Below are 16,779 nucleotides of genomic sequence, written 5' to 3'. Positions count from 1 at the left end.
AATTACAACTCTTCCCTCATGGCAATAGCTGTCGCCATAACATATTTGTATGAATCTTTAATTTCATTTTGAGAATTCTTCTTAACGAAAAGAAAGGGGTCAAGAAGTTCACAATCCAGCTCAACCAAGGATTTTATAGACTCAAAGATAGAATTAAGCCCTTTTTTTAAGCCAAAAATATAAACTTTTTTATCTTGATTGTTAAATGTACTTTCAAAAGATTCACCTTGAACATCTAGAGCCAAGAAATCTATGAATCTAAGCAATAATTGAACAACCTCATCTACATAATTAGTATCATTTATTTTTAAATCAAAAATTTGTACTAATTGATAATCTATAAGCTCTCCTTTAGAAGAGAAACAATATAAACATATTTTATCGCTATACAAATCAAGGAATATACTCTCTTTTTTATTTTTAGAAATTTCCTCAAAATAAAGTTCTTGAACAAAACGAGAAATTGCAAATGTATCGATGTCACATACTGCTAAAGTTTTTTTAGCAGCTTTAGATATAGCATTAACTTTCTCCATATATGATATTTCAGGGATATAATATACTTCAATCTTACTTTCAGAAATAACATGATCAAAATAGGTAAAATATATCTTGCTACATGTCTCTGGATATTTCTTTTTAAGAAAGTAGTCCTGTATATAATCTGACACACTAGTTTCTGAAATAATTTCCAAGGCTTTTTTATCACAGAATATATCCTCACAATTAACCATATTATCTTTATAAACTAAAAAACCTAGCTTTGTGTTCTTAAGCTTATTAAATTTAATAAGATCAGTTATATGAGTAGCTATATATACTGACGATACATTTCCATCAACATACGCTTCTCCTGGAAAATCATTGGTTTCGTATGCTATTAACTCATATTCATTATTTTCATTCTTCTTCAACTTAACTGAAGATACAGTAGCCATATCATATTCGACGCCAAGCACAGTTTTTTTTGCTTTTTTTCTCAATCTCTCAAGCCACAAAGATATCATTGTTTTAATCACTCCCAAACAATTAAATAAGTTTGCACAAAAACTTCAGCAAAGCTATATAGAATACTTAAAGTTAATAGATATACAAGTCTGTTTATTCTATAATTAAATAAAAATTAAGTAAACCATAATTACCAAAAAAGGATTTAAGATGAGAATAATATTATTAGGCGCTCCCGGAGCTGGAAAAGGAACTCAAGCAAAAATAATAGAGGAGAAATATAATATCCCTCACATATCCACAGGAGATATGATTAGAGAGACAATAAAATCAGGATCAAAATTAGGTAGTGAGCTAAAAGAAATACTTGAGAAGGGACAACTAGTCTCTGATGAATTTATTATAAAAATAGTTAAAGAGAGAATAGAAAAGTCTGACTGTAAAAATGGTTTCTTACTTGATGGAGTTCCAAGAACTATTAGACAAGCAGAAGAGTTAAACAACCTACGAGTTTCAATTGACTTTATAATAGAGATTGCTGTTCCAGATAAATTACTTATTGAAAGGATAACTGGAAGAAGGATACACCCAAACTCAGGAAGAGCATACCACATAAAATTTAGTCCTCCCAAAGTTGAAGGAAAAGATGATTTAACTGGCGAAGATCTAATTATACGCTCAGATGATAATGAAGAAACCGTTAAAGAAAGGCTTGAGATATATCATAAACAAACATCTAAATTAATAGATTTTTATAGAAACTTTAACCATTCTGAAATAAAGACTCCAAAATATTTAAAAATTAATGGCAATCAAGAAGTTAAAGAAGTAAGTAAAGAAATATTTAACAAGATTGATAATAACTAAATCCAACCAAACCATTTTTCCCAGAAATCTTCTCCATCACCACCTTCCGCAATATCTTGAAGATATTTACTATTAGGATAGTTTGCTTTAAGCACTTCCATATTCATATCTACTTGTTTTTGTAGACCCAATTTCTTATATGATTTAATAGTAAGTATTAAAGCATCTTCTATTGAAGAGCTCTGAGGATATTTTTGAATCACTTCAGATGATCTATTTATAGCTGCATTAAATGCTCCTCTTTTATAATAAAAATGAGCTATATTCATGTAATATTTAGCCATAGCATCATTAATATATATCATTCTTCTTTTTGCATCTGGAACAAAACTTCCATTAGGATCTAAAGCTAAAGCCTTTTCAAAATTATTATACGCATCCGCATAGCCTGAAACATCATGATAGGTCATATCATAAGGAGCATATGTTTGAAGCAGTCCTCTACCGTTTTCAAATCCAACGACACCAATCATATAGTAAATGTAACCTTTATTTTTACTATATGGATACATCTTGATAAATTGCTCAGCCAAGGCTAGTGACATCGTTGCCTCATCATTTTGATAGTAAACATAAACCAAATCAACCATTCCTTGCTCAGCTTGTTTTGTAAATGGATACTGTGCAGCTAAAGATTTATAAGATCTAATAGCATCAAAATATTCTTCATTTTGCATCTGCTCATGCGCTTTGGCATAAATGAAATCAGCAGTATACCCAGTATATACCTGAGGTAATTCTTGATCTTTTTTAGCTCCACAAGATATCAACAAAAGAACACATAAAATATAAAAAAAACTCTTTTTCACAGTAGCATTACCCTTTATCATAAGCTTTATACTATAATTTCTTTTTATCAGTTTAAGAAAGCAAAATCTACAACTTAACAATGACAGATAATACACCATTAAAAAAAATTCATCAAAATATTATACTTAATAGCGCACACACTGGAAAAAGAATAGATAGCGTGGTGACTGACCTTTTACCAGATTTTTCTCGCTCTCAAATACAAAAATGGATTAAAGATGGGAATATCAAAATAAATGGTACTATCCAAAAAAATAAATATATAGCTTTAGGTTTTGAAACTCTAGAAATAAATATTGAATTAATTCCCCAAAACGAATGGATAGCTGAAAATATTAAACTTAATATTATTTATGAAGATGAAGATATCATAGTTATAAATAAACATGCGGGCATTGTTGTTCATCCTGGTGCAGGCAATACAACCGGCACTATCTCAAACGCTTTATTACATCATAATAAAGAATTTGAAAATATCCCAAGAGCAGGAATCGTACATCGATTGGATAAAGACACTACAGGATTAATGGTTGCTGCTAAAAGCACTCTTTCTTACAACTCACTTATTGAACAATTATCAAATAGAACTGTAAATAGAAGGTACTTAGCTATAGTTGAAGGATTATTAGACTCATCTGGAACCATTGATAAACCAATAGGAAGAAGCTCTTCTAATCGCACAAAAATGGCAGTTACTGATAACGGTAAAGAAGCTATCACGAACTATGCACCAATAGAGTTATTTACCCACCATACATTAGTTGAGTGTAAACTTGAAACTGGACGAACACATCAAATAAGAGTCCACATGAAAAATATTGGATATCCGCTAGTTGGGGACCAAACTTACAATAATAAATCTAAACGATATCCGAAGCTTGATAATCATACCAACAACGCTTTATCTAGCTTAAATAGACAGGCTCTTCATGCTTTTAAACTCTCATTTATCCATCCAAAATCAAAAGAAATAATGAATTTCACACAACAACTTCCTACAGATATGTTAGAATTATTAAATATTTTAAGACAAAATTAATTAAATAATGAAAAATATAAAAAACCTTTTAATACCTTTTACTTTAATAGCCGGAGCTTTATTAATATCTTTTAACACCTATGGTGACTCCAATATTTATCATTTATCAACTCAAGCCCCTGAATATACTAATGAAAAACCGGACTTTGCAGCCATGCCAGTTAAAGAGAAAAAGGAAACTTTCATAAAACTTGCATTAATTGGCATAAATAGTGCAAATAATGAAATATGTGCAGAAAGAAAAGAAGTTAAAGAAATACAAAAAACCTTAGAAAAAAATAAAAAACTAAGTAGTAAACAGGAAGAAAGATTAAATACTTTTGCTAAGTATTATAAAGTTGATTACCAAAACCTATCATCCGAGCGAGTAATACAAAAACTACTTATCAAGATAGATACAGCTCCACAAAGCTTTGTCCTAGCTCAAGCAATATTAGAAAGTGGCTGGGGAACATCTAGATTTGCAACAGAATATAATAATTACTTTGGTCTTCATTGCTTTGAAGATGGTTGTGGAGCTAAAGCAGAAAAAGCTGATGTATATATGGAAATCTTTAGAACACCTGGTGATAGTATATTGGGTTACTATTATAGATTAAATACTGGCGGCGCATTTGAAGACTTTAGACAAGTTAGAGCAAAGACAAATGGAAAATCTAATCAGGTTGATGATTTACTTAATACCTTAAGCAATTATTCTGAATTAAGTGGTGATGAATATAAACAAAGGCTTTTAAGCGTTATTGATCATAATAACTTACGCCAATATGACACTCCTACGTGTGGAAACACTCACTAACCTTCACACACTGCTCATTCAGTAGAATTAAGCTTTTTTTTTCTGTATACTGACTAAAGGTTACTCATTCTTAAACAAGCATGGACATAGTTATAAAAGAAAGTACTGCTTATTTTAGTGGGGAATGGACGGTAGAATCATCTGATTACTCTAAACTAAAAAACTCTCTCAAGAAAAAAATAAAATATATAGATATTAAAGATGTATCTAGAGTTGACACTACTGGAGCATGTTTAATATTAAAAGCATTAAACTCTTTTTCTCTAAATATAAAAAACATTGTTAACGGAGATGAAAAAATAAATAATGTTATTTCTTTAACTTCTAAATATTATATACCTACTTCAGAACTTACTGACAATGAAAAAAATAATGTAGCACCTATATTTAACCAAATATATATGCTTGGAAAAAATACAAACAACTTCTTCTCAGAATTTAAAAAAATTGTATCTTTCCTTGGTGCGATTTTCATAGGATACATAAATTTTCTTAAACGCCCTCAAAAGGCCTTTTTTTCCATTGTTCTTGATGTCACCTACGATGCTACAATTAAAGCTCTTAGCATTATTGTATTATTGTCATTGATAATTGGTTTAGTTTTAACATATTTACCCATGAACTTAATGATGCAATACGGGACTCAAATATTCGTTGTTGATATGTTAGGAATTTCTTCTTTTAGAGAGTTTGCTCCACTTTTTACAGCCATAATAGTTGCTGGTAGAAGCGGCTCAGCTTTTACATCAGAAATAGGGATTATGAAAGTAAATGAAGAGATTGATGCCCTTCAAACAATCGGTGAAGATCCTATGCAAAGGCTAATTTTACCAAGGATTACTGCTTTGATGATAAGCTTGCCCGTACTTACAGTAATAGCAATGATTGCAAATATTATTGGTGGAATAGCAATCACATATGCATGCGCAGGAATAACTCCTTTAGAGTTTATAGAAAGACTTTTTTCAAATGTAAGCGCTGGAAATTTTTGGATTGGCTTAGTAAAAACTCCTTTCTTTGCTTTAGTTATCGCTGGGATAGGATGCTTAAGAGGAATTACCGTTAAGCGCGATTCTCAAAGCGTCGGAGCAGCAACAACAGCTAGTGTAGTCTATTCAATTTTTCTAATAATTGTAGTTGATGCTATCTTTGCTGTAGCACTAAATGGTATAGCATAAGGATCTTTAAGAATGGCAAATAACAATATTATTGAAGTCCGTGGATTAGGAACAAAATTTGGTAGACAATGGATACATAAAGACCTTGACCTAAATATTCCTGAAAAAAGAATAAGCTGTATCATTGGTGCTAGTGGATGTGGTAAAACCACTCTTATGAGAGAAATATTAATGCTTCAACCAATACAGGAAGGTAAAATATATCTACAAGGTCAAGAAATATCACAACTTGCTGATAATCCTATAAAAAGACGTGCAATATCTGGTTCTATGGGAATGATGTTCCAGCATTGCGCTCTATTTAGTTCGATAACAAACTTGCAAAATGTTATGTTTCCATTGAGGCAGCATACAAAACTTCCTACAGAAATTTTAGAAGAAATTTCTAGAGTAAAATTAAAAATGGTCGGTTTACATGAGAGTGCTTTTAATAAGTACCCATCAGAAGTTAGTGGAGGCATGCTTAAAAGAGTTGCTTTAGCTAGAACAATAGCTCTAGATCCTAAAATTATTTTTTTAGATGAGCCTAATGCAGGCTTAGACCCCTACTCTGCAAAATCAATGGATAGCTTAATACTCTATTTAAAAGAGGAATTGGGAATGTCAGTAGTAATGATTACTCATGATCTAAATACTATATGGAACATTGTTGACGATATTATATATATGGATGAGAAAAAAATTATGATTCATGATACAGTTGAATATGTTGCTAAACAAACTCAGTATGAAAGTATTCAAAAATTCTTTCACTCTCATGAGCAACATCAATAAAGGAGATAAATACTAATGAATGAAAATAGCTTTAAAAATCTCTTTGCTGGTTTTTTTGTACTATTCATGCTTTTTGTAATGATATTTATAGGATTTTCTTTATCTGGTGGCTTTAAGCAGCAACCGACGACAACCTATGTAGCAAACTTTAAATCAATATCTGGCTTAAATGATGGATCAGTAGTATCTTATAAAGGCTTTAAAGTTGGTAAAGTTAGCAAGATTGAAATTAACCCGAAGAATCCAAAACTTGTAAGCGTTTTTATGCAAATAAATAATGACATTACAATTTATCAGCAAACTGTTGCAACACTACAAGCTGTTGGAATAACTGGTCAATCTCAAGTGGAACTATCTTTAAAAATAGATAAAAACGATAAAGCCTTAGAACCTATTAAAGTAATATCAAATAGCGTACCAGAAATAGCGACTATGCCTTCTCAATTTGATAGTATTATGCAAAACGTTAATGGAATATCTAAGTCTTTAAATGAAATGGCTTCAAAGTTTAATGGCATGATGTCTGAAGAAAACATGGGAGCATTTAACAACTTAATAGATAGTACTAACATTCTTCTTTATAACCTAAGTAACTCATCCATTTACTTTAATAAAACACTTATGGACATGAATGAGACTATGGTAGATATGCAAGAAACAATCGTTAGATTAAATGGTGTTCTTCAACTACTAGAATATGATCCATCAATAATTGTTAGAGGCGTTAAACATTAAATAAGAGAACATTATTATGAAAAAATACATATTATTAAGTATAGCTATATTAACAATTCCTTTTAAAACTTTTGCTTTTTCAATATTTGATGGGCCAATTGACGTACCTGTAGAGAAAGCTTATGTGTTACATCAACATAGAGGAGATAGTGGGCTTCCAAACGTAGGAGAGGCTGATATTAATACAACCTTGTTAGTTTACAGCATTCAAGCTCAAGCTATAAAGTCTACTGACATGTTTTACATAAAAGACAACCAAGTACATCAATTTGAAAATAGTGCATGGGCTGTTCCAATAAGTAAAATGCTCACAGTAGCCTTATTTGAATATATATTAAATACAAATGCAGTTACTCGACTCGCATTTCAAGATATAAATATACGCCAAGACTTTACTATATCTGGAACAACTCCATACGGACCTATTCTAAACTTAGATACACATAAATTTTATTTCTATATAACTTTTTATCTAACTAATGAAAAAACTAAAAAAACTTTAATTAAAACAATAAAGTTTGAGAAAGGTGATATTGGCGATAATATAACTGCTGATCAATATGTTGATCTTACTAACCTCGCTATTAATGACATATTTACTCAGTTAAGACCATGGTTAATTGAACATCTAAAAATTGAAAAAGATAAAAAAGCGCCGCCATCTTTATTGTCCGCTTTAAAAATAACTAGCAATAAATCCGATGACTCCTCCAAAAACACCGCCCCAAACAACTAACCAAGCTAAATGCTCTCTAATTATTTGTTGAATAATATCTTTTACCATTTTAGGAGTTAACTCATCTAATCTAGAATTTATAATACTTTCTATTTTCTCCTTAGCCATACTAGAAATACTTAAATTATCAAAATGTGAATTTTTCAAAAGATCACTAATCATTTTATCTATTTTCTCTATAAACTTTTCTCTTAAACTCTCCAGTCCTGTTCTCCCACCTAAAAACATATCTATCATTGAGCCATAACTACTAGACATTATTGCATCAATAAAGCTATCAAAAATTTTATTATAATCTAACTTTTTAACTAAAGCCTCTTTTAGTATAGGCTCCATATCTGAAGTGCTTAGAAATTTTTCTATATTTTTTTCAGAAAAAAACTGATGCATTATCATATTTTTTATAGCTCTTTTAAAGTTTTCAAATTTGTTAGGAATTATTCCAGAACCATAAACAAATGGAATTTTTTCGAATAACATATATATTGCTATCCAATTTGTGATAGCTCCAGACAATGCGTAAAAACCTACAGATTTTATTTGTTGATTAGCCATATATACACCAATCACTACTAAAAGTAGTGCAATTAAATTAGTTAAAAAACTTTTATTTATAGAAAACATCTCCGACCTTCTTCTCTACTCTATTAAATTTTTATATATTATATAATAGTAAAATATTTAGATTAATTAAAAATATCTAATGAGAACAATTCGTGGTTTTTTTCCTGAAATTAACAAATCTCTTATAGAAACTGAGATATCAGGAGAATATTATAATTATTTTAAAAATGTCCTAAGGTTAAAAAAAGGCGATTTAATAAACCTTTTCAACAACAAAGATAGCTTAGAATATATTACTAAAATAAATAACATTTCAAATAAACACTTAACAATCAACATCATTGACTCTATAAAGATTGAGAAAGAAAATAATTACAATATAAATCTATATCAATCAATTATTAAAAACGAGAACTTTGATTTAGTTGTTCAAAAAGCTACAGAATTAGGAGTTAATAATATAATTCCTATAGTAACTGATCGAACCAATCATAAGTTTGACCATAAACATTTTGATAAAAAAATTGATAGATGGCAGAAAATTGCTATTAATGCTTCTGAACAATGTGGGCGAGTATTTATACCCAAAATACATAATATTATAAACTTATTTGAAATAAATCTTGCAAATGCTTTAAATATAGTCTTATGTCCCTACACTAAAAATAAAGAAAACAACATAGAATTAAATATCATATCCAACAATAGCTTTAACATTTTCATAGGTCCTGAAGGCGGTTTTACTGATGAAGAAGTTAAGTTCATAAACAATCAAAACAATAGTCTAACTATGAATCTAGGTGATAGAATTTTAAAATCAGAAACAGCCCACATAAGTCTAATTTCTATAATAAACTTTCTAAAACAAAAATAGGCTATTATTTATCAATAAAATTGCATACAGCTTTTTTAAGTGCTTTAATTTATAGTTACTGATATTTTTTATGAGACAATCTCATGCAACAAAGAAAAACTTTATCGGCTCCCTTTTGGATTGTTTGGACAATAGAATTTTGGGAAAGATTTGGATTCTACGGCTTCCAAGCTATTATTTCACTATACTTTACCCGTAAACTTGGAATTAGTGAAAAAGAAACTATCTTTTTAATGGGATCAATGTTTGCTTTTACATATGGCTTTGTTTGGGTTGGTGGTTATTTAGGTGACAAAGTACTTGGTGCCAAAAGAAGTGTTGTGCTTGGGTCTGCTATACTTGCCATTTCTTATTGTTCTTTTAGTTTTGCAAGTCACAGCACTATTTATTACACATTAGCAGGGATAATTATTGGTAATGCTATATTTAAAGCTAACCCTTCTTCATTAATATCAAAAATGTTTGAAAAAGGCGATTCTCGCTTAGATGGAGCTATGACTCTCTACTATATGGCTATAAATATAGGGTCTCTATTTTCAATGAGTATAACACCAATAATTTCCGAAGTTTGGGGATATAAATATGCCTTTACTGTTTGCGGAATAGGTCTTATTACAGGACTTGTTGCATTTTTTCTTTTTTATGGAAAAATGAAAACTCTATATACTGATGCTGGAAGCAAACCTCTAAATAAGACAAAACTTGTTTATACTTTAGCTGGCGCTTTAGTTGCTCTTCTAATAATTGCCAATATATTGCCGAACACTAAATTATGTATAAGCTTAACAGCTATTGTAGTAATTATTGCTACTACCTACTTCTTATATATAGCATTTTCTTCAAACAGTTATGAGAGAAATAGAATGCTTGTGGCTCTAGTTCTTATAATCCAAGCTATAATATTCTTTGCTTTATATTTTCAGATGCCTACTACACTTACTTTTTTTGCTGTACATAATGTAGAAATGACTATTTTTGGATGGGATGTTCCTGCAGCACAATATCAAATGCTAAATCCTTTCTGGATTGTGCTACTATCGCCTTTACTAACTATAATATATAGAAAAATTGATTCCAGCCATGCTAGTAAATTCTGTTTTGGAATGGCTATGATGTTAGTTTCATATACTACTCTTTATATAACAAAATATTTCGCAGTAAATGGAATGGTATCTGGCTGGTGGCTAGTCGCTTCATATGCGACATCATCACTAGGAGAACTTCTAATTTCAGGGCTTGGATTAGCAATGGTAGCTGAGCTCTGCCCTGCTGCTTTTTCTGGTTTTGTTATGGGGTTCTGGTTTATTTCTAGCATGATTGCATCATATCTTGCTTCTTACATAGGATCTTTTATTGCAGTTCCTGAAGGTGACACATTAACAGCGCAACAGAGTTTAGATACCTATACTCATGTATTTGGAACAATATCGTTTGCTCTAATAATAACAACTATAATAATGGTTATTCTAATACCAACATTAAATAAATATATTAAAGGTCTACATACGATTGAAGATCATAAAATGGATAATGTTTAATCAAAGTTATAAAAAATTTTTCTTTTTTTGTTAAAATATAACCACATATATATTTGATATTATTTTTATGACAACGTTCTCAAGAGAAACATGGCTAAATAACTACCCTGAATATACTCCTCATAAAATAGAGAAAAACTATCAGACTTTATTAGACTTATATGATGAAGCAATTTCTCAATACTCTAATAGAATAGCTGTCACATGTCATTCTGAAGAATTTTCTTTTAAAGAGATTAATAAACTGTCATCAAAATTAGCTAGCTATTTACAAAATGAATTAAATATCCAAAAAGGTGATAGAGTAGCTATAGTCTTACCTAACTGTATACAGTTTACAGTTAGTCTTTTTGCATGCGTTAAAATTGGAGCTGTTTTTGTAAATACAAATCCTCTCTATACTGCTGAAGAGCTTAAAGCTATATTTAATAATTGTAATGTTAAATGCGCTATCGTTATGGATATGTTTGCTAATCATATACAAAATGCTAAAGATGATATTCCTTCTTTAGAACATTCTATTGTAACAAATATTGCAGACTTATATTCATTTCCTAAAAAACAAATTATTGGTCTTGTATCAAAATATCTAATTAAAAATAAACCCAACTATGATAAAAATAAATTTATAGCTTTTTCAAAAGCTCTTTCTGGTAAAGAAAATAGGTATCAAAAACCCAATATATCTAAAGAAGATATTTTATGCTTACAATACTCTAGTGGCACAACAGGAACTCCTAAAGGAGCTATATTAACTCATGATAATTTAGTATCCAATATTAAACAAGTTTGGGCATGGGTTAATGGCGATTTAGACCTTTATTCACAAGTTGTTATAACTGCACTACCTTTGTATCACATATTTTCACTAAGTGCTAACCTACTATGTTTCTTCTTTGCTGGTGCAAAGAATATCCTTATCCCTAATGCTAGAGATATAAAAGATCTAATAAAAACGATGTCTAAAAATGAGTTTACTATTTTTAATGGCCTTAATACTTTATATATGGCCTTATTAGACCATCCTAATTTTGACAAAATAAACAAATCAAAATATAAATATTCCTTAAGTGGCGGAATGCCAATATCTAGGAAGATATACTTAAAATGGTTAGATAGAACCGGTGTTGAACTCAAAGAAGGATATGGAATGACAGAAATGTCTCCCGCTATTTCATTAAATAAATTTAATGAGTCAGAATTTGACTACTTCGGAACATGCGGTTATCCAATTCCAAACACTGAACTAAGTATAAGAGATATAAAAACTTTTGAAGAAATAAATAACTGTTATGATGAAGGTGAGATATGGTTAAAGGGTCCACAACAATGTCAAGGTTTCTGGAATGATGATGAAAACAATAAGCTTTACTTCACAGATGATGGCTGGTTAAAAACTGGAGATATTGGATATATAGATAAAAAAGGCCGTCTTACAATTACAGATAGATTAAAGAATATGATTATAGTCTCTGGCTTTAACGTCTATCCCAGAGAAGTTGAGCTTTGTATTTCTAAACTTAAAGATATACGAGAAGTTGCTGTTACAGGAATTCCTTCCAAAACATCTGGTGAAAGAGCTATTGCTTTTATTTCCTTAACTCCAGGATCTAAACTATCAGAGCAAGATATACTTAATCATTGTAAAGAAAGACTTGCAAGCTATAAAGTTCCTAAAACTTGTATCTTAATTGAAACATTACCCAAAAATAATACTGGTAAGATTGATATTAAAAAACTAAAAACTGAGTTCTTAAGCAAATAAATCCCGAGGTTATAAATAATTTAAAACATGCTATAATTCTAACTAATTTTCTATCCTTCATCTCTTTTGACAAATGCAAGAAACAGAAATAAAAAGCGAAAGTAATTTTTGGACTCAAAAGAAAACTATTATTGCTCTTGCTATTAGTTTGTTGGCTCTTGCTGAAATTGTGGATTTAACTATTGTTGCTGTTGCAATACCTCAAATAATGGGCGCTGTTGGTGCTAATATCGAAACCATTGCCGATGTTACAACTATATATATCGTAGCTGCTGCTATTTGTATTTTACTCTCAGGTCTTGTAATTGAAAAATATGGGATGAAGCGTGTCGCTCTTGTTTCTGCCATGATTTTTGGAGTTTCTTCTGCTCTTTGTGGCATATCAACATCTTTAACTGAGATGATTATCTTCAGAGGATTACAAGGTATAGGAGGAGCTTTCCTTCCATCTCTAGCCCAAGCATACATATCCACAAATTTTAAAAAAGATGAATTTAATAAAATGATGGCTGTATATAGCATGGTTATAGTAATGGGTCCCATATTAGGACCAGTACTTGGTGGAGCTATAACTGAAAATATGTCTTGGCGTTGGATATTTTATGTAAATGTCCCTATTTGTTTAGTAGCTGGAATCATGATTTTTATTATGATGGACAATACAAAAATCAAAAATATAAAAATTGATTATATTAGCTTTGGATTCATGGCTATTGGGATTGGCTGTCTAGAGCTTTTTGTTGATAATGGCAACACAAATGGTTGGTTTGACTCTATTGAAATAATCATTCTTCTAGCAATAGCTATCATCGGAATAGGTTTTTTCTTATGGCGCGGAATTACATATTCATCAGTTATCAAACTAAGTATATTTAAAAATCTAAACTTTGTTATAGCTTCATTTTTATGTTTCACCTTTGTATTACTTTTTTCTGCTGCGATGGCATATTTACCAACAATGTTGCAACAAATATATAACTACCCAGTTGATTTAGCAGGTTATATTACTGCTCCACGAGGTGTTGCTGCTGCAGCTACAGCCATAGTAGCTCAAGGATTTTTAATTAAAAGGATTGGCTGTCGTACTACAATGAGTTCTGGAATGGTGATTTTTGCTATTTCATCATTTATGCAAGCTCACTTCTCTAATGTTCCAAGTGAACTCCATATTCTTACCACAACAATGCTTCAAGGTGTTGGGATGATGTTATTTTTTATACCATTAATGCAAATGGTAACTGTTGGCATTAAAGAGGAAGATATGGGAGACATGTCTGGAGCTTTTAACTTCTTTAGAAACTTTGGTGGTTCGGTAGGAACAGCTTTTGTAGCAACAATAATTTCTAGAGCTCAACAAGTAAATTTTCAAGAAGTAGGAAATAGCATCTCTGCCTTAAGTCCAAACTTCCAAGCTTGGTCACAAAGCTCTCCATTCAACGATTTAACAACTCAAGTTGCTATGGCACAACAACAAGTTTTATTCCAAAGTAGCTTAATGAGTTATTTAGACTCCTTTTATATTGTAGGTTTAGCTAGTCTAGGATTAGCAGTTTTCCCATTTTTTTTAAAAGAGCCTCCTAAAGATGCTCCCGCTGTGATGGGACATTAAAATTGTGTTAGTTTTTATTTAAAAAGGTTTTGAAATGTCTGAAGAAGAAAATAAAGAACTGAAGCAAAATAAGTTTTCACCCAAAAAAATAGCTATTGGTCTTGGTATAATAGCGGTAACTTTTTTAGGAATATATGGATATTATATATATAACAAAATATATCCAAGTACTGATAATGCTTACGTTGATGCAGATATAATAAATATTTCTGCAAAAGTTGGTGGCTATATAGAAACAGTATATGTTAAGAATAACTCTTATGTTCATAAAGGAGATAAGCTCTTACAAATCGATCGATCTAATTATGAGCTTCAAGTTGCTCAAGCAACAGCAGCTTTAGAGGAAGCTAGTGGGCAATTAGAAGCTGCAAAAGAGCAAATATCTATAGCTAGTTATAACCTTGCTAAATCTGAGTCTGGTTTAGAAATGGCATCTCATATGGCTACTCGCTATAATGAATTATTTAATGAAGGCGCTGGCTCACAACAAGATGCCCAAAAATATACTGATCAAAAAACTCAGGCGTTAAAAGCAGTAGAACAAGCTAAATCTTCATTAAAGCAAGCAGGTATTCAAGCCACCATAGCAAAAGCTCAAGTTGATGCTGCTAGTGTTGGTTTAAGCAATGCAAAACTAAACTTAAGTTATACTAGCTTAACAGCTCCAGCTGATGGATTTATTTCAAACTTAAAAATTTACTCTGGACAATTAATTGCTCCTGGTCAACCATTATTTGGCTTTATTGATGATAAAAAATGGTGGGTAAATGCTAACTTTAAAGAAACAGACATAGCAAGAATAAAACCTGGTCAAAAAGTATCTGTTAAATTAGATATGTACAGTCATACTTATACAGGTACGGTCGATAGCTTAAGTTATGCTACTGGCTCTGTTTTCTCTTTATTACCAGCAGAGAATGCAACAGGCAACTGGGTTAAAGTAACACAGCGATTCCCTATAAAAATAGTATTAGAAGATAGTCAAAAATATCCTCTAAGAGTTGGTGCTAGTGCTACAGTTAAAGTTGATACAATTTAAAGGTATTAAATGAAAATAAGAAAAATAATATATAAAGGATCTGTAATATTATCTGTCACTTTCTTAACAGCATGCAGTTTCTTTAGTCCAGAATATGAAAGACCAAAAACTGATACTCCTAATGTTTGGCTACATGAAGGTGACACTACAACAACTGACAAACAAAAATGGGATTTACCAAAGTTAGCTTGGTGGAGGTTATTTAATGACCCTCAATTAAATAGTTTTATTACTATAGCTCTAAAAGATAACCAACAATTACAAGTTGCCATTGGTAATATAAAACAATCTGAAGCAGAAATAGAAAAAGCTAACTATGCTTGGTTACCAACAGCATCTGTTGGAGGTGGTGGCTTTATTGGTCAAGCTTTTGGAACAAATATTAACTCAAGCATCCCTCAAGCTAAACAATTCTTGTCACAAGGTACTGAAACTTTTGGCGGATCTTTAGTTGGTGTTGTGCCAAGCTACACTATAAACCTTGTTAGAGAAATAAAAATTGGAGAAGTAGCAAGATATAGTAAAAAAATGCAAACAGAGTTGAAAAATACTACTCGCTTATCAATAATAACCCAAGTTGCAGCTTCATATTTTTCTTTAGTTACAGCTAAAGCTCAGTTAGATCTTCAAATAAGAAAGGTTGAAGAATATGAACTATTACAATACTTTGCTCAAAAACAATATGATGCTGGTGCAGCCTCTTCTCTCTCTATCAAAATGATTAATCAACAATTAGAATCTGAAAGAGGAAAAATAGCTAGTATAAAAAATGATATTGTTCACTTTGAAAACTCTTTAAGTGTATTAATGGGTCAAAATCCTAGTAAAGTTATATCTGGTAAAACTTTGAATGAAATAAACACATCTCATGAAGTTCCTGTAAACTTACCAGCAAAAGTACTAGAGAATAGACCAGACGTAGCCATAGCAGAATATAGATTACAAACAGCTAATGCCAACATAGGTCTTGCACGATCTCAATTCTTCCCAAGTATCGACTTAACAGGTGCATTTGGTAACGCTACATTAGCTCTTGCTCAATTAGCAACAATGAATGCCGGTGTTTGGGCTGCTGAAGCTGTCGCGGCAGTTCCAGTATTTAATATGGCTATTTTAGCAGATAGTGATAAAGCAAAAGCTCAATTCTATCAAGGTTATTATGAATACATAAACACTATTCATAAGGCTCTGCAAGATGTAAATGATAGCTTATCTGAACATTCTTCTGCAAAAGAGACCATGAAAAGAGATATGCTGGCCTTAGAAGCAACTAATGAGCAAACTATTATTTTCAACAAAAAATATGAAAAAGGTGCTATTAGCAAAATGGAGTTTACTGGTGCATCTATAAATAACACAAATGCTCAAATGCAAGTTAATCAAACCAAATTAAAAGAATTAATTAGTATAGTTAACTTATATCAATCTCTTGGAAGTGGTTATGATGTAGATAATCATATGAATGTTATTGAAAGCAATCCTGCTTGGAATAAATAATTAAGTC

Annotated in this window: 16 protein-coding genes; 13 read left to right on the top strand and 3 right to left on the bottom strand. The window is 30.9% G+C overall.

What is annotated here, in order from left to right; genetic code table 11:
* Positions 1-2 precede the first annotated feature (2 nt).
* Entirely contained in the window at positions 3-1,007 is a 1,005-nt protein-coding gene (locus tag DNK87_RS00170) for a type IV pilus biogenesis protein PilM (protein ID WP_119330793.1), read from the bottom strand.
* Between the two features lie 151 nt (positions 1,008-1,158).
* Between DNK87_RS00170 and adk the strand changes: the two genes are divergently transcribed.
* On the top strand, positions 1,159-1,815 hold the full coding sequence (gene adk / locus DNK87_RS00165) for an adenylate kinase (protein WP_119330794.1): 657 nt from the start codon (positions 1,159-1,161) through the stop codon (positions 1,813-1,815).
* Here the strand turns inward: adk and DNK87_RS00160 are convergent.
* Positions 1,812-2,624 (bottom strand): outer membrane protein assembly factor BamD, encoded by an 813-nt coding sequence (locus DNK87_RS00160; protein WP_244614577.1) that lies wholly within the window; start codon positions 2,622-2,624, stop codon positions 1,812-1,814. The two genes, adk and DNK87_RS00160, sit on opposite strands and share 4 nt — an antisense overlap.
* A gap of 80 nt (positions 2,625-2,704) precedes the next feature.
* Here DNK87_RS00160 and rluD point away from each other — a divergent pair, with 80 nt between their 5' ends.
* The 6 genes from rluD (at position 2,705) to DNK87_RS00130 (ending at position 7,886) form a co-directional block, all read left to right on the top strand.
* Positions 2,705-3,664: a 23S rRNA pseudouridine(1911/1915/1917) synthase RluD gene (rluD, locus tag DNK87_RS00155; protein WP_119330796.1), complete on the top strand. Its 960-nt coding sequence runs from the start codon at positions 2,705-2,707 to the stop codon at positions 3,662-3,664.
* Between the two features lie 7 nt (positions 3,665-3,671).
* Positions 3,672-4,463, top strand: a complete 792-nt coding sequence (locus DNK87_RS00150; RefSeq protein ID WP_119330797.1) for a glucosaminidase domain-containing protein — start codon at positions 3,672-3,674, stop codon at positions 4,461-4,463.
* A gap of 80 nt (positions 4,464-4,543) precedes the next feature.
* Positions 4,544-5,641, top strand: a complete 1,098-nt coding sequence (locus DNK87_RS00145; protein WP_119330798.1) for an MlaE family ABC transporter permease — start codon at positions 4,544-4,546, stop codon at positions 5,639-5,641.
* Positions 5,642-5,653: 12 nt separating this feature from the next.
* Complete coding sequence (locus tag DNK87_RS00140) at positions 5,654-6,415, top strand: ABC transporter ATP-binding protein (RefSeq protein ID WP_119330799.1); 762 nt, start codon at positions 5,654-5,656, stop codon at positions 6,413-6,415.
* A gap of 15 nt (positions 6,416-6,430) precedes the next feature.
* Positions 6,431-7,150 carry an MlaD family protein gene (locus tag DNK87_RS00135; protein WP_119330800.1) on the top strand — a complete coding sequence of 240 codons (720 nt, stop codon included), beginning with the start codon at positions 6,431-6,433 and terminating at the stop codon, positions 7,148-7,150.
* A 16-nt stretch (positions 7,151-7,166) separates the two neighbouring features.
* The gene (locus DNK87_RS00130; RefSeq protein WP_119330801.1) at positions 7,167-7,886 is read left to right on the top strand and encodes a hypothetical protein; all 720 of its coding nucleotides are present in this window, start codon (positions 7,167-7,169) and stop codon (positions 7,884-7,886) included.
* Here the strand turns inward: DNK87_RS00130 and DNK87_RS00125 are convergent.
* Positions 7,827-8,510, bottom strand: coding sequence for a DUF445 family protein (locus DNK87_RS00125; protein ID WP_119330802.1), 684 nt, complete (start codon positions 8,508-8,510; stop codon positions 7,827-7,829). The two genes, DNK87_RS00130 and DNK87_RS00125, sit on opposite strands and share 60 nt — an antisense overlap.
* Positions 8,511-8,589: 79 nt before the next feature.
* On the opposite strand from DNK87_RS00125, the gene DNK87_RS00120 reads away from it, so the two are divergent.
* The 6 genes from DNK87_RS00120 to DNK87_RS00095 all read left to right on the top strand — a co-directional run bounded on the left by DNK87_RS00120 (position 8,590) and on the right by DNK87_RS00095 (position 16,772).
* A complete protein-coding gene (locus DNK87_RS00120; protein WP_119330803.1) occupies positions 8,590-9,324 on the top strand; it encodes a 16S rRNA (uracil(1498)-N(3))-methyltransferase in 735 nt (244 codons plus the stop codon).
* A gap of 83 nt (positions 9,325-9,407) precedes the next feature.
* A complete protein-coding gene (locus DNK87_RS00115; protein WP_119330804.1) occupies positions 9,408-10,862 on the top strand; it encodes an oligopeptide:H+ symporter in 1,455 nt (484 codons plus the stop codon).
* Positions 10,863-10,929: 67 nt separating this feature from the next.
* Positions 10,930-12,627, top strand: coding sequence for a long-chain-fatty-acid--CoA ligase (locus DNK87_RS00110; protein ID WP_119330805.1), 1,698 nt, complete (start codon positions 10,930-10,932; stop codon positions 12,625-12,627).
* A gap of 73 nt (positions 12,628-12,700) precedes the next feature.
* On the top strand, positions 12,701-14,236 hold the full coding sequence (locus DNK87_RS00105; protein ID WP_119330806.1) for an MDR family MFS transporter: 1,536 nt from the start codon (positions 12,701-12,703) through the stop codon (positions 14,234-14,236).
* A 34-nt stretch (positions 14,237-14,270) separates the two neighbouring features.
* Positions 14,271-15,275, top strand: coding sequence for an HlyD family secretion protein (locus tag DNK87_RS00100; RefSeq protein WP_119330807.1), 1,005 nt, complete (start codon positions 14,271-14,273; stop codon positions 15,273-15,275).
* 9 nt (positions 15,276-15,284) lie between these two features.
* Complete coding sequence (locus DNK87_RS00095) at positions 15,285-16,772, top strand: efflux transporter outer membrane subunit (RefSeq protein ID WP_119330808.1); 1,488 nt, start codon at positions 15,285-15,287, stop codon at positions 16,770-16,772.
* The last annotated feature ends 7 nt before the right edge of the window (positions 16,773-16,779 follow it).

It is taken from the genome of Pseudofrancisella aestuarii (genome assembly GCF_003574475.2).
Lineage (GTDB): Bacteria > Pseudomonadota > Gammaproteobacteria > Francisellales > Francisellaceae > Francisella > Francisella aestuarii.
Note: the sequence above shows the minus strand (reverse complement) of the source record. Positions and strands in the feature narration are given on the sequence as shown.